We start from the raw sequence: 18,829 nt of genomic DNA, 5'->3' as shown, positions 1-18,829 counted from the left end.
ATTAGGTTGATCCCAAAAATTGCCCGTACAGAGTTGTGCGAGCTTTCGAATTTTTTTCCAGATCCTTATGAACGGACCTAAGAGCGAAAACGTATATCGCGATCTATTCGAGCAATCCCCTATCGGACTGATGATATTCGATAGGCAGGGTAAAATTATAGAAGCAAATGATTCTTCTCTCCGTTTCTTAAGAGCGGCAAGAGAAAAGATCATCGGGTTCTCTTATTCCGACCTGAAAGACACTATAGTTTCTTCATTGATCGGCAAAGGTCTCAAGGGAGAAGCATCCGATTACGAAGGGCCTTATAATACTACGATAAGCAGTCTTTTGTTACAGGTTCGCATCCGAGTGAATCCACTTTTTGACGAATCAGGAGTTTTCGGTACATCTTTGATCTTCGAAGATTTGACGGAAAGAAAGAAAACGGAAGAAAGACTTGCGGTAACTCTCTCGGATATTCGTGTCGCTCAAGAAGCGTTAGAAGAACACGAAGTAAAATTTAAGACATTATTCGAATCCGCTGGTGAGGCGATCTTTCTAATGGACGATCGTGTCTTTCTGGAATGTAATCCTAAAACGGAGGAGATGTTTGCTTGTAAAAGAGAAGATATAATAGGAGCTTCGCCTGTGGATTTTTCCCCTGAGATCCAGCCGGATGGAGTTTCTTCGTCACAAAAAGCTTTCCAAAAAATCCAAGCAGCTCTTTCAGGTAAGCCCCAGACGTTTGATTGGTTACATTGTAGAAAAGACAGGACCAATTTTGATGCAGAGGTGACGTTAACTTCAGTCACTCTAAACGGCAAGGCTTTGTTACAAGCGATTGTAAGAGATATTTCGGAAAGAAAAAGAGCGGAAGAAGAGATCCGGAAGTTAAACGAAGACCTAGAACAAAAAGTAGTTCTTAGAACGGAAGAGCTAAAAGCAACAAACACTTATTTAGAAAATACGAATAGAGATCTACTCCTAACATTGGAAGAGCTGAAGTCAACCCAAGCGCAGTTAGTACAATCCGAAAAGATGGCTGTGCTTGGACAATTGATCGCCGGTATTGCTCACGAGGTTAATACACCTTTAGGAGCGATCATCTCTTCTAATGAAGGAATACAAAGTGTCTTTCGCCAAGATTGGGAAAAATTACTCTGTGAATTTGCTGAATTAGATACTCATGAAAGAGAAACTTGGAAGAAAATTTTCACAAAGGGAAGTATTTTTCCCGACTTTTATGACTCTTCCGAGGAAAGAAAAAATCGGAAGATCATTCGGGAAACATTACAAAATCTTGGATTTCCATCTTCCGAGTTTTTATCGGAAAACCTTGCAGAATTAGGTATAAAAGTAGATGATATTCCGGACTTAGTTCAAAACATTCATAAAGAAAAATTCCCTACATTAGTTGCAAATGCTTATAATCTCTCGGGAATTTTAAGATATAGTAATGTGGTTCGCGAGGCCGCGTCTAAAGCGGCAAGAGTAATTCGAGCTTTAAAAACCTATGTATATCAAGATCACACAGGAATCAGTCTTATCGATATTCGAGAACAAATGGATCTGGTTCTCACAATATATTATAATAAAGTAAAGCAAGGAGTGGAGATACGTAGGAATTTTGCAGATAATTCCCTGGTAAAGGGACAAGCGGATCAATTGACCCAGGTTTGGGCCAATCTGATCAATAACGCGTTTCAGGCGATTTCTTACCAGGGTAGATTGGATCTTGAATCTCATATCAAAGACAATTACCTGATCGTTTCCGTGACAGACAACGGTCCAGGGGTCCCAAAAGAGATACAAGATCGGATTTTTGAACCGTTCTTCACTACAAAGGAAAAAGGAGAAGGAAGCGGTTTAGGTCTAGATATTTGCAGAAAGATTGTGGAAAGGCATCATGGAAAAATAGATTTCGATTCCGTTCCGGGAAGGACCACATTTAGAGTTCATCTTCCTTTGGCAGAAAAAATTCCGACTTATGCCGATCCTAATCCGAACCAATCGACGTTTCATTAGACAAATACTCTTGAATGTTAAAAAGCCGCTCTTTTTAAAGGGAGCGGCTTTGTGGCTTTACGATTTTTTAGGAACTTCGCTTCCTCTTATGAATGCAGGTCTTGCTCCCAATTTTTCTTCCCATGCTTTAAGCTTAGGATAATCATCTAAGGATAGATCTATATAAGATCTAGCTTTTACCCAAGGCCAGGTGGCAATATCCGCGATACTCAATTCGTTTCCCGCAAGATATTCCGATTCCTTCAAACGTCTTTCTAAAACGGAATATAAACGTTTTGTTTCATCCACGTAACGGTTCATTGCATACGGAATTTTTTCCGGAGCAAACTTAACGAAATGATTTGCCTGTCCTTGCATAGGGCCAATTCCACCCATCTGGAACATGAGCCACTGGATTGCGATCGATCTTTCTTTCGGATCTTTAGGAAGAAATTTTCCGTATTTTTCCGCGAGATAGATCAGAATGGCTCCCGATTCGAAAACCGGAAAGTCACCATTATCTTTATCTATAATGGCGGGGATCCTGCCGTTCGGATTAATTTTGAGATACCATTCTTCTTTTTGTTCTAATTTACTAAAGTCGATTGGATGTACTGTATAAGGGATCCCTAATTCTTCCAACATGATGGAAGCTTTTTTCCCGTTAGGCGTCCCTGCGGTATATAATTCGATCAAATGATTCTCCTTTGAGCTTTAGACTCTCGACGGAATTCTTTTGGAACAAATCCTTTTTATTTTTCCGAGGAACTTACTCTGTCAGGCAAAAAAAACGGAATGTATGATGTGTCCTGACAGAAGTAACATACTCAAGATCCCCAAATCGTACGCGATATTTCTCCAAGGTTGTTTATGCAGGAAATAAAAAATCGAATGTAGTATCCTGGATATTATAAAAATCCCGGAGTAGATGATGGTTCCCTCATGCCAACTGTAAGTGTGGATATATCCGATCAGTAAGAATAAGAAAATCGGAATATTCTCCAAATCGTTCCGAAATACTCCGTTTGCAGTCGCGACTATCGTGTGATCATCCGTAGCCGGAAACGAATTCGTAAAAAATTCGGCGTCTTCTTTCCACCGGAAAGTTTTGGTCTTGAGCCGGACCAAACCCTGGACGATGGAAGTGGAAAGTAATTTTAAAAAAAGAAGAACTGAAACGATTGCGAAGACCTGCCAAGAAGATTCCATTTTACACTCCTAAGTGCAAAGATTGACGGAGCATAGGATCGGACTTGAATCGGATTAATGCGAGCAAAAAATAAACTTACTCCGATCTCAGTTTCTCTTTTTTGAGACGTTTCCTGATTTCTTTTCCTCGTTTTTGATTCTCTTCTAGAACTTTCAGAATGATATCCACCGGAAATGCGGTACCTTGGAACATTCTTGAAAAAACACGGTCCGGCATATCGTACCAACGAGCCTTGGAGGAAAGAAGAAGTTCTCCTGTTTTTTTCAGATGTACTGTTCCTTTTGTATAAAGCCTTCTGCGCCTGACCATGGTGACCCAGCAGCGAACTTCTAATTCTTCTCCCAACGGACATGCCTTATAATAACGCATATACAATTGGTCGGTCATTACAAAATGTCCTAAGTGAAAACAAAGAACGCCTTGTGCTTCGTCCAATAGAGTAGCAAGCGCTCCTCCATGAGCATAACCCGGCGCTCCTTCAAAATCTTTTTCTATAGTCCAAGTGAAACGGACTTCTCCGCTTGGTTCGTGAAAAGGAAAGCTAGCGTGTAAGCCTCTTTTATTTTCCGGTCCGCAACCGAAACAATTCTTATGATGCCAATCTTGTCCATTTTGGCTGGCCTTAATATGTCTATAAATGTCTTCCGCAGTCATCTGTTGTATTATCTTTTATAGTACCATGGAAAAATCCTAAAGATCCTGAACAAGGACGAAATTCAAGGTCGGTCCCTAACGAACAGTGTATTTGTTTTGCTTCCGAACTGATAGTCCGTTTCAAGATTAAAGTTATGGATAAGTATTTGATGTATAGCTTCCAAAAGTTTGGGCCTTCGGGTATAGGTTCTTAAAAAAGAAGAAGGTCCAAATGCTTCTTCAAATCCCTTGACCGATTCTCGCCCATTTATAATCTCATTTACGTCGAGGGGTGAAAGATGAAAGCCGCAGTATTAGAATCCGGAAAAAGAAATTTGACCATCAAAGAGGTTCCGATCCCACATCTCGGACCGGAGCAAGTAAAAGTCAGGATCAAAGCTTGCGGTATTTGCGGTTCGGATCTACATTTAGTATTACATGGAACCTTAAAGTGTAAACATTACCCTCAGATCCCGGGGCATGAGGCATCAGGTATAGCGGAAGAAGTAGGGGAAAAAGTCACTCGTATCAAAAAAGGGGATAGAGTAGTGATCGCTGCAGGCACAAGTTGCGGTGTCTGCGCTCATTGTCTAGCAGGAAGAGAAAATCTTTGCAAAGACATAGGAGTGTTCGGGTTCGATAGAGAAGGTAGTTTCGCAGAATATAATATAGTAGAAGAACGTTATTTATATCCTTTACCCGAGTCAGTTCCTTTCGAACAGGGTGCAATTTTAGCCGACGCAGTTTCAACTCCTTATAATGCGATCAAGTTCAGAGGAAAGATCCAAGACGGGGATAATGTCGCTGTCTTCGGATGCGGTGGATTAGGAATTCACGGAGTGGCAATTGCAAGAGCGTTGACAAAAGGTAAAGTGATTGCTTTGGATGTGGACAAGGGCGCCTTGGAAAACGCTGTTGCTTACGGTGCGGATGAAGTCGTAAATCTGAGAGAAATAAAAAATCCGGGTAAAACCTTAAAAGAAATATGCAAAGGCGGAATAGACCTTCTTGCGGACTTTTCGGGAAGAATGACGAATATAGAAGAGTCCCTTCGTGCAATGAATCCTGGAGGAAGAATGGTACTCGTAGGGATCGGGAGGGAGCCTTTAAAGTTTTCCATCCCGTTCTCCATTATTGAAAAGCAGATCACTGTTGCGGGCTCTTACGGTTCCGATAGACGTGCCATCCCGGAACTGATAGATCTTTATGTACAGGGAAAATTGAATCTTAGCAGATCGATTACAGATGTGAGAAAATTAGAGGATATCAACCAAAGCCTACAGGATCTGGAAGACCGAAAAGGAAATCCGATCCGATTTGTGATCGCACCTTAATTATTCCGAAAACGAACTTTGCTTGCTATCGTATCCGCTTCTTAAATCCTAACGGATAGATATCTGATGTTTAAAGAATACTTACAATACGTACTTTCCAGAGGACAGATCCGATTCATAGTACTCGTCCGTTCCGTTTTATTTTTATTAGTATTTAGTGCAATTCCAACGATGCAGGCGGGTGGCGTAGTCGCGTTGGGCGGAGTCCTAATCATTTTAGGATTACTTGGAACTTATGTGGTGAACGGATTCGTGATCCGGTCCGGAATGGATCCGGAAAGACCGATAGTATTTTCCAAATACTTTATATTCTTACTTACCTTAGTTTTGTTTATGATCTTTTTCTTTTTGATCGTTGCTCGACTGATAGAACCTTTTTTAGGAACACAACTGCAAGAGTTCTTAAAAAAACAAAGTACCGAACCAAGTACTCCTTTGCCTGCGGAATTCGTTCGATTCTATTTAATATTCGCATTCGTATTGGGACTGGTCCTACATTTGATCCTTCCCGTACTTTTTGCAAAGTTGAGCTTGATCCACGGCCTGAAAGAATTACCGAACTGTATAAAACGGTCCGACTATATAGTCGCGGCCTGGACTCCATTTGTGATCATGTTTGTTCCGGATCTTTTGGTTTCTCTCATTTCAAATTCGGAAGAAATGATGGTATCCATATTTGGTCAGATTTTGCTGATAGTGATCTTCTTCTTCATGCTTACCTCGGATATTTTTCTGCAATATCCGACTTATTATTTGATTCGCACGGACAAGAAGACCGCCGAAAACGCAGAAAATAATTCTTAAGCTTTTAAGAAACTCATAGTATCCCTTAAACTTTTTGCGATATTTAAAAGCCCGGTAGCACTTCCTGCGATCTCTTCCGAGTTCGCAGCGCTATTTTGGACGGTAACTGAAATATTGGAGACTGCATTTGCGGTTTCCGAGATTGCTACCTTTTGTTCTTTAACTGAAGTCCTGATCTCTTCCGATTTAGAGTCTACTTCGTTAACCGCAGTGATGATTGTCGCTTTTTTCTCTTGTTGTACTTTCATTGTGGAAACTATATTGTCCGAAGAAATTTTGATAAAGGAAAGACCTTCCAAAATTTCCGCATAAACTTTCACACAACTATCCACAAAGTTTTTACCGGATTCGATTTCCTGATTACTCGTACGAATTAGACTTTCTATCGTTTTAGTACTTTGATCCGTTTGTTCTGCCAGTCTTGTGATCTCTGTTGCGACTACTGCAAATCCTTTTCCGTGTTCTCCTGCTCTGGCTGCCTCTATCGCTGCGTTTAATGCGAGAAGGTTTACTTTTTCGGAAATTTCCTGAATGATTGCTGTGATGGATCTCATCTCGCCGGAACTTGATTCAATTTTTATCATACTCTCCGACAGGCTTCCCATCGTTTTTTTACCTGCTTCCGTTTTGGAATACATATCGGAAATTTTTCCCAATGAATCCGAAACTGAATCCCCAACTTTTGTGATCAAACTATCCAGTTCTTTCATTTCTCCGGAAAAGGATAGAATAAGTTTGTATTGGCCTTCCGCGTTAGTAGTTACCTGTTCCATTCCTGCGCTGATCTCTTCTATCGACGCTGAGATCTGTTCCACGGAAGCGGATTCACTTTGTGCATTCTCCGAGAGATACTCGCTGGATCTAGAAAGTTGTTCAGCAGAGGCTAATATAGATTCCGAAAAAGTCAGGATGGAAGAAAGCATCTCCTTTACTTTTGTCTGAAAATTTCGGAACACTAAGGAGAGAAGGTAGAGTTCGTCCAGATTTAAACCGTCTTCCTCTACTTCTATCGGATTACTAAAATCCGCATCCCGAATGGATACCCTGACCCGATTCAGACCTTGCACAAGTCGGATGGAAAATTTAATGGAGGCATACAGAATATAGGCGAGTGTGATCGCGGAAATAAAAAGAAAAAGTGCAAGGCTAAACGCATATTCAGTCTCAGCCCTTTGGTAGATCTTTTCCGAGATAAGTAGCTGTACTGATATCAGCTTTTCTATATTCCCCGCTACTGGATCTATTTTTGTATACATCTCATTATCCGCAAAGTTTCCTAAACCTTCTTTGTCTTTTGAGACCATGAGCGCTCTTGCTTCTGCTACACTCTTATCCGCTTCTTCAAATAGAGGTTTTAATTTTTCGATAAGGACGATTTCTTCCTGAACCAGGTATGTTTGGAGGTAAGTATTCCATTCCGACTTAATATCTTTCATCGCCTTGTCTAAGTTTTCGATACCTTCTTCGTAAGTGAAGGCGCCACTTCTTGTCTTGTGAACACAATCCACGATCGAAATTGCATAATGATCCGAGATTGTTTTTAATTGTTTTAAAGGAATTAGCCTATCGTTTCGGATACTTTCTATATCCTTAATTCTAGAAGCAGAGTTGATGAGAGAAAGAGCCAGTATGATTAAAAAAGGAATTAGTACGGAAGAGAACAGGATCGCTAGTTTTAATTTTAAGCTTAGTCGTAAATACCATTTCATGAAAACACTCCGGGCGGGGAGTGTAACATAGAACGCAATTTAAATCGAGCAAATTAGTATCTTTACGCTCACTAAATGAGAAGAATGATGATTAGGCGGAAGAATTTATTTCCTAGGGGATAGTTCCTTCTTCGTAGACAAACAAAATCTTTCTTTAGTATACGAAATAGAATTTACTATAGTGAAACAATTGTTAGTTATCTGAATTACTCCGGCTTAGATCATTGTAGCGTTTGCTATAGACTTGACAGGTTCGGATCAGTGACTAATGTCGGAGATCAAGCCCCCTGGCTTTATATAATACGAATGTTATAAAAAGGGAGAGGCGGTAATGAGCCTTCTAAAAGAAAGAATAGAAAGAGAAAAAAAATCCGGGAAACTGCTACTCCGTTCGCTGATCTTAATGTTTGCGATCAGCGGATCTGCACTGTCCTTATCCGCAGCGTTTTCTTTAAAACAAATCCCGGATTCGATCGGTCCGGATGGAAGAAATATTTCCAGGCAGTTTTTTCAATTTTTGAAAACTGCGATCATTAAAAACAAGTATGACGGAAGAGCGGAAGGTTTTCATAAATACCTGGACCGTTCCTTGGAAAGATTTGAATTAAAAAATTTGTTTAATTCCGAATACATGACCAAGGATGATAACGGCCAACATTACGTTACCTATCGCGGAAGATTCGCAAACGACGGATACAAAGTAAGCCTGGAAACCGTACGGATGAAAGAGGTTCCTATTCCTAATTTCGGCGATTTTACGGCTGAATTTGCATTAAAACATAACCCTAATCCGACTTACGGCGGGAATTCCTATTCGGGAAATTTGGATGTTCTTACCCATCTAGGTCCGTTCACTCATAAACATGGATTGAGTGCGATGGATTCTGGATTACATTTTCTAGATGCGAATAATCTAAAATCTATCAACGCACCTGAAACTACTTCCTTCAAAAAAATTAAGGACCCGGAAGCAAGAAAAGCAATCAACGATTTTACGGAATCGTTTCCTGCTCTTGCAAAATTCATGGGCTACTATTTCGGTTTAGATTCTTTGTTGAAGGTCCAACAAGATGGAAAACTTCCCGGAGTAACCGCATTTACATTTGAAGGGAACATTGAGCAAACTTTGATGAGAGATTATCCGGATCTAGGCGATTATCTGGATGATATCAAATATTTAGGTTTTATTAAGTTAAGAATTACGAATGTTTCCGGAAGATCTTTGGCGGAATTCGCCATCGAATCCAAAACTAGAGAGATCCGTTTTAAGTTTTTCACGTTGAACGGAAAGGTAATCCCTTACGATACGAAGGGGAATTTTTATCCTCAGGAAGCTTTTACACTTAGTTCTCTCTCCGAGTTTCCTTTCGTAGTGAAAGCGAGTTTAGAAGCGAACCTTTACGGTTTGATGCTGGAAAACAACGACGTTCAATTGTTAGGTAGGTTCTCCAACACCGCGACCTCAGGAATTCTCAATTTGAAAATAACTAAGATAGAAGAATTCGATGTAAGCGGAGCTTTCGGATACTTCGCTCCTTCTTGGGCGATCAATATATTCATCCCGGGAAATCTTCAGTCCATTATCTATGAGTTCACCGAAACTTTAGTAAAGGCGAATAATGGAAAGGGAACCAGCATCGTTTTGAGATGGGATAGGGATTCAGCTAAAACAACTATGAAGACCCATATCGAGACCGAATTTTTAGATAATTTCTTCATCCGATTCGGTCTGAAGATCTGGAATCATAAGGTCCTTCCTGACGAAGATGCTAAGGACGATATTCGAGCTGTGCTTTCTAAGACAATAGATCTATTATTAAAGGGAATTTAATATTCTTACAATCGTATAATCTATGCGAAAAACAACTCGGTAACGATAACATATAGTCGATGCTCGCATTTTCAACAAGCGAGCGTCGATCCTATTACCTTATGATAATCTCCAAACATTCTCTTTTGCAGAATGCCCTTTTAGTCCACCTGCCATTTCTTGGTTTAAGAGATTCTTTATAGTAAACATTTTTTTATAATGTAAGTTCACTTCTTCCGTTGAAATGGAAAAAGGAGGACCTGCAAGTTTGGATTGGTCGTATTCGAAAGTAATTAGAAGTTGAGGAGCTTTATTCGTAATTTCGGCTAAATGTGCTGAATACCGAATTCTGGTTTCTTGGGGAAGGGCGACTAAGGCTGCCCGATCATAAACCGCATCCACCGGACCCAAAACATCTTTAGAAAGATCGAATATATCTCCGACGAAGATATCTATCCCGTTTGCACTGTATAGGATGAGTTCGCCTAATTTGGAAATTTTAGGCTCCACTCCTAATTCTTGGAATAACTGTTGGATTGCCATCTCTACGAGTTCTGCACCGGCAACTCTATATCCATTTGAAAGAAACCAGGCTATATCCAAGGTCTTTCCGCATAACGGAATAAAGATACGGCTGTCCTTCGGTATAGAAAGTTCTTTGAAATATTTAAGAAGAAGCGGGTTTGCCTCACTTTCGTGGAATGCGATATTGTTTTCTTTCCATCTGCTTAGCCAAAAGTCTTTTTCCATTTGTGATCCCTCTAATTCGAACTCTGTCATTTTGTATGAGTTCCACCCATACTATTCGTTTCATAATGTTTGGCAACACTTTCGGCGGTTTGGCAGAGATTCGGATATGCACTTGAATTCATGTCCACGAGTGCTAGTTCGGAGACAAACAATGCAATTCAGGATAAAGGGCCCGGTGCGGACTCAGAGACGCGGTTATAAAATACCCATTATTTTATTCTAAACTTAGCTCAAACAGCCTAAATCCTGTCTGAATTCTGGGTAAACAAGAGGTATGATTCTTGGAATTATTAAACGAATTATAAAAATAAAATGTAAATTATTCTTGCAAGAGAATCTTTTTTGGTCTCTTTAAATGATGATGGAAATTTTTGTTTGGAAAGGCGATATTACGTCCATTCAAACGGATGCGGTGGTAAACGCTGCCAATTCTTCCTTATCGGGGGGAGGCGGGGTGGATGGCGCCATCCATAGAGTGGGCGGACCAAAGATTATGGAAGAATCTAGGATATTGAAGATCAAAAAATATCCGAATGGTCTTCCTACCGGACAATGTATTCTCACCACGGGTGGTCAACTTCCTGCTAAATATGTGATCCACGCAGTGGGTCCGGTCTGGAAAGGAGGAGATTATCAAGAAGCTTCTTTATTAGAAACCTGTTATAGAAACATTCTGCAATTGTCCTCGGATCGCGCATTCGAGTCCGTAGCTCTCCCAAGTATCAGTACCGGGGTTTATGCATATCCGAAAGAATCGGCGGCCCCTATAGCTGTCAGGACGATCTTGGATCATAAGGACCAATTCCCCAGAAAGCTGATCTTTGTTTGTTTCGATCAGGAAACAAAGGACCTATATGAAAAAATCCTAAATCAATCCGGGGCAAGTTACAAAGAAGGAATTTCTTTTTTCTAATATTTAAAGTCCTATTCCTGCTGCATCTCCGCAGGTTGTATACATATCTTGTTTCGGGTTTAATGCGTAGGACTCGTCGGATGTCGCCTTTCCTAAATTTCCGTTGATCGTGCTGTCGAACAGGTTCGAATTCACACAAGAACCGGAAGAATCGTTACATTGAACATTTGCGGGTGGACTTGCACCATTTGCTAAAGTATTCAACCAGGTGGAAAATTTTACGCCTCCGCTTTTTAAAGAATACATATCGTTATAAGTAGTGATGGTATGTATATCTCCCGGACCGATATAATATCTGTAATTTGTCTTAGAGGCCGCATCTTTCATCTTAGAAACTGCCTGTTTGGACCAATCGCAAGTAGTATAGTCGTTAGAGCTGGAAGAATTTCCATCCGGCACGGAACTACCGTCGCTATCCCCGTAAATGATAGAGTAAAATTTTCCTGCTTGGTATGGATCCGGAGTCGTTGCAGTCGAATAAGTCAAAGTTGAATTATTGATCTTGTTGATCTGGCCCATTGTGTGATAAAAAAATCTTTGGTTCCCGTCAAATAGGGCAGTGTATTGTCCGAGAACATCGCCCGGATATTCGGTAGCTACCTTTTTGAAAAAGTCGTTAATAGAAGGCGAACCCGTCGTAGTATAATTTGTAGTTATCCCATTCACCCAAATGGGAAGATTGGAAGCGGAGAAGCCGGTCCCACTTCCGATTCCATTCGTTTCTACTCCCCAAGAACTTTCGAGTAACGGAAAAAAGGCCGGTCCGATCGTATAAGCTCCTGTAGGCACTACTGCATTGGAAGCATCTGACAACATTCTTACTTGAGCGCCTGAATCGATTGTGGTAACAGTTTCTCGAATAATCGGATAATTTAATATAGCTCCGTATCCTCCCGCACTTTGGCCCGTTACAAAGACCCGATCCAGTTGAGGATAAGAATTTTGGACGAATTTCAGAACGGAGATCACATTATCGTATCCGTGGTGTTTGATTACTCCGCTTGCATACGTTTTGTCCTTACTTCCTATGTGAAGGTCTCCACTACAATAAGGTACAAATATAATATCATAATCTTTAAACGGATTTGCGGCTACGGATTGGTCTATTACTCCTTTGAATAAAAGGTCTAATGCAAAATCCGGGACTGTGTTCAGTTGATTGAAATATGTAACTGTATTACTTCCGAAACAATTAGCATTGTCCCAACAGGCTCCTCCGCCCATAAAGTTGATCAGAAGTTTTTTATTATTTGCTGCGACTGTTTTTCTAAAAAAATAGAAGTTCACATTCCCTTCCGTTCCGCTACATTTCGGATCGAATATCGCCGTATAAGTATAAGGTGTTGCGCCATGATCCACCTGAGTGGTAAATGTTCCAGGCTCAGGAGTGATCCTAGTAAATGGGCTTGTGACCAAATCTAGAACGAACGCTGTGCTAAGTAGTTCTTGAGTATTGTCTTTATCTTTAGTGCAGAATATTTGAGAGAATAGAGCTAGAATTACAAGATATCGGATTTTCATAAAAGCCTGGCACCGCCTTAGGACAGGCGATACCGACTACATATTAATCCTGGATTATAGAATGTCAAGGACCGAAGCAGGTCTCATATAGATCTTTACCTGCATCAAATGAATCTTGGGAGGTTGCCCTGCCTAGGGTATCGTTCAAAGAATTAGCTCCGAAATTTTTGTCGGTGCAAGGATGAGAGCCGGAACCCAGAGAACAATCCACATCCGTAGGGGTTCCTACATTGGATACGATTGATTTTAGCCAAGTATTAAAATTTACTCCATTACTTACAAGCCCGTACATTGTATCGCTTGTAGTGATCGTATGAATATCTCCTGGGGCTCTATAAAAATAATATTTAGATCCAGTTGTACCATTCATCGCAGTATTTGCGTTGATTGCCCAGTTACAATTGGAAGGGGTATTGGAGCCGTCTTTCGGAAGGTCCGGCACATCTCGAGCGTCTCCAGGTCCGAAATAAGAACTGGAATCCGAATAAGAAGGAGAGCCAGAATCTATGATCCCCATTACGTTAAAAAACCATCTCTGGGTAGAATCAAATGCGGCAGTGTATTGTCCTACTACATCGTTCGGATATTCGGTAGTGATCTTACTGATATAATCCTCGATAGAAGGAGTCCCAGTCGTTAAATAATTAGAACCAACTACCCAATCCGGAATATTCGGTCCGCTTCCCCATTGAGTACTTACAATATTAGAGAAGAACCCATTAATCACTGCTCCGTTGGAAGCATCCGCCACTAAACTCATCTTGTTGAAGCTCGGGAATTTTGTGCTATCTGAGAATACTTGGCGAATATGAGGATAATTTAATATTGCTCCGTAACCTCCGGCGCTTTGTCCTGCGACTACCACGTCGGTCACTTGGGTATAATTCGATTGGATATATTTCAAGACGGAAAGAACATTATCATGACCCCTATGGCTATAGGCAGAAGGGTCCGATGCAACATAAGGATCATCGTAGGTCGTAACATCGTTTGAGCCTATGTGAAGGTCTCCAGTACAATAAGGAATAAAAAGAACATCATAATCTTTTAATGGATTAGAGGAATTTCCCGCATCTAAGATCCCTTGGAAAGCTATTTTGACGAAAAGGTCCGGCACATCATTCAAAAAATTGAAAAATGTAGTGGTGCTCTTTCCGAAACAATTTTTACTACTCCAACAAGCTCCTCCACCCATAAAGTTGATGAGTAATTTTTTGTTATTTGCAGAAACGGATTTTCTGAAAAAATAAAAGTTGGTGTTGCCAGAATTTCCGAAACATTTAGGGAAATATTGTCTACCGGCTTGGTAGCTGGCATTTGTGTTCGGGATTATTATTGTATCGTTGGCAGGCGGGGTGATCCTTTCGTAAGGATTATAAAGAACTTCCGCTAAAACAGCTCCTGTGAGAGCTTTTGTATTGTCCGGTTCGTCTTTTTTACATCCGATAAAAAAGAGTATCGGAATTAAAAAGAGAAGAGATAGGTTTTTAGCCTGCATTCGTTTCATCCCCGTTCTAGAAAACAGTCAAAATGTTTATAGTCCGCGCCAAAACTTAGACGATCAGTCAATGCCAAGTTGCGGACTTCAAGAGCCTGGCCTTTAGGACAAGCTCTTATATATTTCATATTTAGACTGACGCAGATCTCTAAAGATTCAAGCCCTTTTCCTTATTAAAGAAAAAGAAAGATTTGAGTAATAGGAGCAAACCCAGAAACTGGAATCAGTCCGATTATTTTTTAAACCGAAGGTGAAACGTGGATCTTTTCGATAATATGGGCGAAGTAGAAGGAAGTATCATACCGGTAGATTCCATTCTTCCCCCCGAATTATTCTTGGTACCAATCAAAACCAGACCGGTATTTCCCGGGATCATTACTCCTCTTATTGTCCCGGGTGGAAAATTTGCAAAGGCTGTGGACGAGGTCTTAAAAGGGAACTCTTTCATCGGACTTGTTCTTCTCAAAGACGAAGAGAATGAAAAGAAAACGGAAGAGAATATTTACGATTTTGGCGTCGTAGCAAAGATCCTGAAGAAGGTGAATCTTCCTGACGGCGCCGTAAATATTCTGATCAATACTGTCCGTAGATTTAAGGTAGAATCGTTCTCTTCCGTAGAACCTTTATTGATCGCTAAGGTGACTTACCCGGAAGAAGAACCCGGAGCTTCTAAAAATACGATTAAGGCAATGATGAGAACCTTGCTTATTATGACAAGGGAACTCGCGCAGAACAATCCTCTTTTTACGGAAGAGATGAAGCTGACAATGCTGAATGTTAACGAGCCCGGTAAGATGGCGGATTTCGTATGCAGTATTTTGAATATAGAAAAAGAAGATTATCAATCCGTAATAGAATCTGTAAACTTGAAGGATCGGATCGAAAAAGTTTTACTTTATCTAAAAAAAGAAATCGATCTAGTCAGCCTCCAAAGAGAGATCCAGGAGAATATTCAGGATAAAATTGATAAACAACAAAGGCAGTTTTTTCTAAGAGAACAGTTAAAAGCCATACAAGCGGAACTGGGCCAGAAAGAAGGCAAATACGAGAAGAAGTATGAAAAATTCTTGGAAAGACTAAAAGCAATTCCTGCGGATCCGGAAGTAATAGAAGAAGTAGAACGTGAGATGGATAAGTTCTTCTATACGGATCAGAATACCGCGGATTATAACGTTGTTCGAAATTATTTAGACATTATGGAGAGCCTTCCTTGGGAGGCTGCGCCTGCCAGAGAGATCGATCTAGAAAAAGCCAGAAAAACTTTGGATAGAGATCATTATAAACTGGATGATGTAAAGGAGAGGATCCTTGAATTTTTGGCGGTGAAAAAGTTGAAGCCGACTGAAAAGGGTTCCATTCTTCTTTTGGTAGGGCCTCCCGGTGTCGGAAAAACTTCGATCGCAAAATCGATCGCGGAAGCCATGGGCAGAAAGTTTTTTAGATTTTCCGTCGGCGGAATGAGAGATGAGGCGGAGATAAAAGGACATCGTAGGACTTATATAGGTGCGATGCCCGGTAAGATCATCACTGCATTAAGAATTACTAAAGAAAAAGACTCAGTGATTCTTTTGGATGAGATAGATAAGCTTGGTCTTGGAATGCAAGGAGATCCTGCCGCAGCACTTTTGGAGGTTTTGGATCCGGAACAAAATAAAACCTTTAGAGATCATTATTTGGATCTTCCTTTCGATCTTTCCTCCGTATTCTTTATCGCAACGGCAAATACGTTAGACTCCATTAGCCGGATACTATTGGATCGAATGGAGGTGATCAATCTTTCCGGTTATATCACGGACGAGAAGGTCCAGATCTTTAATAGACATTTGTGGAAGAAGGTGCTGGAGAAAAACGGGATCGAGCCGTACGGAATCCAGATAGATAAAAAGGCGGTCGTTACTCTGATCGATCATTATTCGAGAGAATCAGGAGTAAGAGGTCTAGAAAAACAATCCGATAAATTGGCAAGAAAACTAGCTCTTCAAATAGTGAAGGGAGAATCCTATCCGAAAAATATTGAGCCTAAGGATGTTGAAAAACTTTTAGGAGTCCCTAAATACACGGATGATAGGATGACTAAGCCGACCGTTCCGGGAACCGCTTTGGGACTTGCCTGGACTTCCGTCGGTGGTGCGACATTACTCATCGAGGCAGTATTCGTAAAAGGAAAAGGTGGGATCCTTCTTACGGGAATGATCGGAAAGTCGATGGAAGAATCTTCCAGTATTGCTCTCAGCTATATTAAGAATTTCTTAGGTAGTGAGGAATTGTTCACGGAAAAAACGATCCATCTTCATGTTCCGGACGGAGCCACTCCAAAAGACGGGCCGAGCGCAGGGATTACTATGGCGACCAGCATTCTTTCCTTGGTTCTGGATAAAAGAATCAAACTTGGATTCGGTATGACTGGAGAATTGACTTTGACCGGAGAGGTTTTGGCAATCGGCGGCTTAAGAGAAAAAATTGTGGCTGCAAAAAGAGTCGGAGTCCGTAAGATCATTTTTCCTTCGGACAATAAACCTCAGTTAGACGAAATACCTGACTATGTAAAGAAAGGAATGGAATTCTTCCCTGTTACTAGATTCGAAGAGGTTGCTAAAATCCTATTCGAACCGAAAACAATCGAAGGGATTTTGAAAACTAAAACAGAACAGGTCGCAGTTGCTAAGAAGGCAAAACCTTCTCCAAAAAAGAAGGCAGCGCCTCGTAAGAAGAAGTAAATCTTCGGTATATACCCTTTTATGACGGGTCCTTAAGCGGATCAAAATAATTTGCTTTTTAGGACCCGTTTCCGACCCTGTTCGGAGGAGACCATAATGGGCGTACCTTTCATAGATATTAAAAGATTCGAGCCGGGATTACTAGAAGCTTGGGAAGATAAAGTAAAAACTCTCAGCAAGAACGCCTCCTTTATCGGAGGAGAAGAAGTCGCATTATTAGAAAAAAATCTGGCAACCGCTGCCGGGACCAAATATTCGATCGCATGTGCGAACGGAACGGACGCACTTCAATTGGCGCTCAGAGCCTTGGGAGTAGGAAAGGGAGATAAGGTATTGGTTCCTGATTCCACCTTTTGGGCAACATTCGAATCTGTAGTAAACGTCGGCGCTGATCCTGCTACAGTAGATACGAATCCTGACGATCTACAAATGGATTTCGAAGAATTCAAAAAAGCGCTCGAAGAAGTAAAACCGAAAGCCGCGATCATAGTTCATCTTTACGGTTGGGGAAGCGCTAAGTTAGAAGATTATCGTAAACTTTGTAAGGAAAAGGGAGTTTTCTTATTGGAAGACGGAGCGCAGTCCTTCGGAGTTTTGTATAAGGGAAAACCTGTTTACCAAGACGCATTGATCACTACTACTTCCTTCTACCCGGCAAAAGTTTTGGGCGGAGCGGGAGACGGCGGAGCCGTTTTTACAAACGACGAAGAGCTTGCAAACAAAGTAAGAATGCTCGGAAACCACGGAAGAACTTCACATTACGGTTACGGAGATGTGGGCTGGAATTCCAGAATGGATACTCTGCAAGCTGCATTCTTAAATTTGAATATTCCTTACTTAGATGCGAGAATTGTGTCACGCAGAAAGGCTGCTGAAAAATATTACCAAGTCCTTCCTGGTCTGGGAGTGAATGTGATCCATCCTCCGAAAGACTTTCAAGAAAACGGATATTGTAACGTTACTCTTTTTGATCCTGCAGAAAGACCTAAGATCCAAGAAGTTCTGAAGACAAAAGGTATAGGTTTCGGGGTTATTTATCCCGGAGCGATGAGTGATCAACCTGGTGCAAAACCGTACATCGTGGGCAAATTCGGAAAAGAGCATAGAACCGGAAGGATCTGTGATTCAGTATTAAATTTTCCTTTATTTCCTTACATGACCGATTCCGAACTGGAAGAAGTTTTTGCTGCGATTAAAGAATACAAAAAGTAAGATCCTTTTTGATTATCAAAAAAATGTAAAAAAGGCCGCTGGGAAACAGCGGCTTTTTTGTTTTCCTACTCGCCAAAATCCGGAAAAAATCATAATTATTCCGAAAGAAATTAGATTGCCACTGTCTAAGATTTAAATTTAGAATGATTCTAAATTAATCAAGCTTGAAAGGAGATAGGTATGAAACCGAATATTGGAATCCCGGAGAAGGATAGAGAGGCCATTAACCAAGGCCTACAAAAACTTTTAGCAGATACGTATTTTTTATATTTAAAAACTCACAACTATCATTGGAACGTAACCGGTCCCTTATTTAATACATTACACTTGATGTTCATGACCCAATATACGGAACTCTGGAATGCTTTGGATCTGGTGGCGGAAAGGATCCGTTCTCTAGGTTATCCGGCGCCCGGGACTTATAAGGCATTTTCCTCTTTAACTTCTTTAAAGGAAGAAGATGGAGTTCCTAAAGCGGAAGAAATGCTTAAAAATCTTGTGGAAGGACATGAAGCTGTGATAAGAACCGCAAGAGCGATCCTTCCTTCTGCGGATTCTGGCGGGGACGAGGTGACTACGGACCTTCTTACCCAAAGATTGGAAATCCACGAAAAAACCGCTTGGATGCTTAGGAGTATGTTGGAGTAGAATTTTAGAATATTCTGAAAATCAAATATTTCGGGGAGAATTCCCCGAAATAAGAACCCGGAGAGATCGATCCGGTATTCGATCTC

General features: G+C 40.9%; 15 protein-coding genes. 8 read left to right on the top strand and 7 right to left on the bottom strand.

What is annotated here, in order from left to right:
• Nucleotides 1–67 precede the first annotated feature (67 nt).
• Nucleotides 68–2,005: a sensor histidine kinase gene (locus LEP1GSC185_RS14690; RefSeq protein WP_008593799.1), complete on the top strand. Its 1,938-nt coding sequence runs from the start codon at nt 68–70 to the stop codon at nt 2,003–2,005.
• Between the two features lie 57 nt (nt 2,006–2,062).
• On the opposite strand, the gene LEP1GSC185_RS14685 is transcribed toward LEP1GSC185_RS14690, so the two are convergent.
• The 3 genes from LEP1GSC185_RS14685 to LEP1GSC185_RS14675 form a co-directional block, all read right to left on the bottom strand.
• Complete coding sequence (locus LEP1GSC185_RS14685) at nt 2,063–2,680, bottom strand: glutathione S-transferase family protein (protein WP_008594238.1); 618 nt, start codon at nt 2,678–2,680, stop codon at nt 2,063–2,065.
• Nucleotides 2,681–2,761: 81 nt separating this feature from the next.
• A complete protein-coding gene (locus tag LEP1GSC185_RS14680) occupies nt 2,762–3,193 on the bottom strand; it encodes an MAPEG family protein (protein WP_008595670.1) in 432 nt (143 codons plus the stop codon).
• Between the two features lie 76 nt (nt 3,194–3,269).
• Nucleotides 3,270–3,848 (bottom strand): PaaI family thioesterase, encoded by a 579-nt coding sequence (locus LEP1GSC185_RS14675; protein ID WP_008594296.1) that lies wholly within the window; start codon nt 3,846–3,848, stop codon nt 3,270–3,272.
• Nucleotides 3,849–4,126: 278 nt separating this feature from the next.
• On the opposite strand from LEP1GSC185_RS14675, the gene LEP1GSC185_RS14670 reads away from it, so the two are divergent.
• Together LEP1GSC185_RS14670 and LEP1GSC185_RS14665 are read left to right on the top strand one after the other, a co-directional pair.
• Nucleotides 4,127–5,161: a zinc-binding dehydrogenase gene (locus LEP1GSC185_RS14670; protein ID WP_008593519.1), complete on the top strand. Its 1,035-nt coding sequence runs from the start codon at nt 4,127–4,129 to the stop codon at nt 5,159–5,161.
• 66 nt (nt 5,162–5,227) lie between these two features.
• The gene (locus tag LEP1GSC185_RS14665; RefSeq protein WP_008594077.1) at nt 5,228–5,965 is read left to right on the top strand and encodes a hypothetical protein; all 738 of its coding nucleotides are present in this window, start codon (nt 5,228–5,230) and stop codon (nt 5,963–5,965) included.
• On the opposite strand, the gene LEP1GSC185_RS14660 is transcribed toward LEP1GSC185_RS14665, so the two are convergent.
• Nucleotides 5,962–7,674, bottom strand: coding sequence for a methyl-accepting chemotaxis protein (locus LEP1GSC185_RS14660; protein WP_008594600.1), 1,713 nt, complete (start codon nt 7,672–7,674; stop codon nt 5,962–5,964). The genes LEP1GSC185_RS14665 and LEP1GSC185_RS14660 overlap by 4 nt on opposite strands.
• Before the next feature lie 331 nt (nt 7,675–8,005).
• Between LEP1GSC185_RS14660 and LEP1GSC185_RS14655 the strand changes: the two genes are divergently transcribed.
• On the top strand, nt 8,006–9,505 hold the full coding sequence (locus LEP1GSC185_RS14655) for a hypothetical protein (protein WP_008595184.1): 1,500 nt from the start codon (nt 8,006–8,008) through the stop codon (nt 9,503–9,505).
• A 99-nt stretch (nt 9,506–9,604) separates the two neighbouring features.
• Here the strand turns inward: LEP1GSC185_RS14655 and tmpT are convergent, their stop codons facing one another.
• Nucleotides 9,605–10,234 carry a thiopurine S-methyltransferase gene (tmpT, locus tag LEP1GSC185_RS14650; protein WP_008594365.1) on the bottom strand — a complete coding sequence of 210 codons (630 nt, stop codon included), beginning with the start codon at nt 10,232–10,234 and terminating at the stop codon, nt 9,605–9,607.
• Nucleotides 10,235–10,589: 355 nt separating this feature from the next.
• Here tmpT and LEP1GSC185_RS14645 point away from each other — a divergent pair, with 355 nt between their 5' ends.
• Nucleotides 10,590–11,147, top strand: a complete 558-nt coding sequence (locus tag LEP1GSC185_RS14645; protein WP_008595396.1) for an O-acetyl-ADP-ribose deacetylase — start codon at nt 10,590–10,592, stop codon at nt 11,145–11,147.
• Nucleotides 11,148–11,150: 3 nt separating this feature from the next.
• Here LEP1GSC185_RS14645 and LEP1GSC185_RS14640 read toward each other — a convergent pair whose 3' ends face one another.
• Both LEP1GSC185_RS14640 and LEP1GSC185_RS14635 read right to left on the bottom strand, forming a co-directional pair.
• Complete coding sequence (locus LEP1GSC185_RS14640) at nt 11,151–12,668, bottom strand: pectin acetylesterase-family hydrolase (protein ID WP_008593722.1); 1,518 nt, start codon at nt 12,666–12,668, stop codon at nt 11,151–11,153.
• A gap of 64 nt (nt 12,669–12,732) precedes the next feature.
• Nucleotides 12,733–14,166: a pectin acetylesterase-family hydrolase gene (locus LEP1GSC185_RS14635; RefSeq protein WP_008595133.1), complete on the bottom strand. Its 1,434-nt coding sequence runs from the start codon at nt 14,164–14,166 to the stop codon at nt 12,733–12,735.
• Nucleotides 14,167–14,441: 275 nt separating this feature from the next.
• On the opposite strand from LEP1GSC185_RS14635, the gene lon reads away from it, so the two are divergent.
• From lon to LEP1GSC185_RS14620, 3 genes are all read left to right on the top strand, one after another.
• Nucleotides 14,442–16,883, top strand: a complete 2,442-nt coding sequence (gene lon, locus LEP1GSC185_RS14630; RefSeq protein WP_050806129.1) for an endopeptidase La — start codon at nt 14,442–14,444, stop codon at nt 16,881–16,883.
• Nucleotides 16,884–16,979: 96 nt separating this feature from the next.
• Nucleotides 16,980–18,095, top strand: a complete 1,116-nt coding sequence (locus tag LEP1GSC185_RS14625) for a DegT/DnrJ/EryC1/StrS aminotransferase family protein (RefSeq protein ID WP_008593761.1) — start codon at nt 16,980–16,982, stop codon at nt 18,093–18,095.
• 180 nt (nt 18,096–18,275) lie between these two features.
• Nucleotides 18,276–18,743: a Dps family protein gene (locus LEP1GSC185_RS14620; RefSeq protein WP_008595738.1), complete on the top strand. Its 468-nt coding sequence runs from the start codon at nt 18,276–18,278 to the stop codon at nt 18,741–18,743.
• Nucleotides 18,744–18,829 lie beyond the last annotated feature (86 nt).

This window comes from Leptospira licerasiae serovar Varillal str. VAR 010, from assembly GCF_000244755.1.
Classification (GTDB): Bacteria; Spirochaetota; Leptospiria; order Leptospirales; family Leptospiraceae; genus Leptospira_B; species Leptospira_B licerasiae.
Note: the sequence above shows the minus strand (reverse complement) of the source record. Positions and strands in the feature narration are given on the sequence as shown.

Excerpts from the sequence above, each read along its gene's own strand:
- LEP1GSC185_RS14690 (WP_008593799.1), top strand. The coding sequence starts at position 68 with ATGAACGGACCTAAGAGCGAAAACGTATATCGCGATCTATTCGAGCAA.
- LEP1GSC185_RS14680 (WP_008595670.1), bottom strand. The coding sequence starts at position 3,193 with ATGGAATCTTCTTGGCAGGTCTTCGCAATCGTTTCAGTTCTTCTTTTT.
- LEP1GSC185_RS14675 (WP_008594296.1), bottom strand. The coding sequence starts at position 3,848 with ATGACTGCGGAAGACATTTATAGACATATTAAGGCCAGCCAAAATGGA.
- LEP1GSC185_RS14670 (WP_008593519.1), top strand. The coding sequence starts at position 4,127 with ATGAAAGCCGCAGTATTAGAATCCGGAAAAAGAAATTTGACCATCAAA.
- LEP1GSC185_RS14665 (WP_008594077.1), top strand. The coding sequence starts at position 5,228 with ATGTTTAAAGAATACTTACAATACGTACTTTCCAGAGGACAGATCCGA.
- LEP1GSC185_RS14660 (WP_008594600.1), bottom strand. The coding sequence starts at position 7,674 with ATGAAATGGTATTTACGACTAAGCTTAAAATTAAAACTAGCGATCCTG.
- LEP1GSC185_RS14655 (WP_008595184.1), top strand. The coding sequence starts at position 8,006 with ATGAGCCTTCTAAAAGAAAGAATAGAAAGAGAAAAAAAATCCGGGAAA.
- tmpT (WP_008594365.1), bottom strand. The coding sequence starts at position 10,234 with ATGGAAAAAGACTTTTGGCTAAGCAGATGGAAAGAAAACAATATCGCA.
- LEP1GSC185_RS14645 (WP_008595396.1), top strand. The coding sequence starts at position 10,590 with ATGATGATGGAAATTTTTGTTTGGAAAGGCGATATTACGTCCATTCAA.
- LEP1GSC185_RS14640 (WP_008593722.1), bottom strand. The coding sequence starts at position 12,668 with ATGAAAATCCGATATCTTGTAATTCTAGCTCTATTCTCTCAAATATTC.
- LEP1GSC185_RS14635 (WP_008595133.1), bottom strand. The coding sequence starts at position 14,166 with ATGCAGGCTAAAAACCTATCTCTTCTCTTTTTAATTCCGATACTCTTT.
- lon (WP_050806129.1), top strand. The coding sequence starts at position 14,442 with ATGGGCGAAGTAGAAGGAAGTATCATACCGGTAGATTCCATTCTTCCC.
- LEP1GSC185_RS14625 (WP_008593761.1), top strand. The coding sequence starts at position 16,980 with ATGGGCGTACCTTTCATAGATATTAAAAGATTCGAGCCGGGATTACTA.
- LEP1GSC185_RS14620 (WP_008595738.1), top strand. The coding sequence starts at position 18,276 with ATGAAACCGAATATTGGAATCCCGGAGAAGGATAGAGAGGCCATTAAC.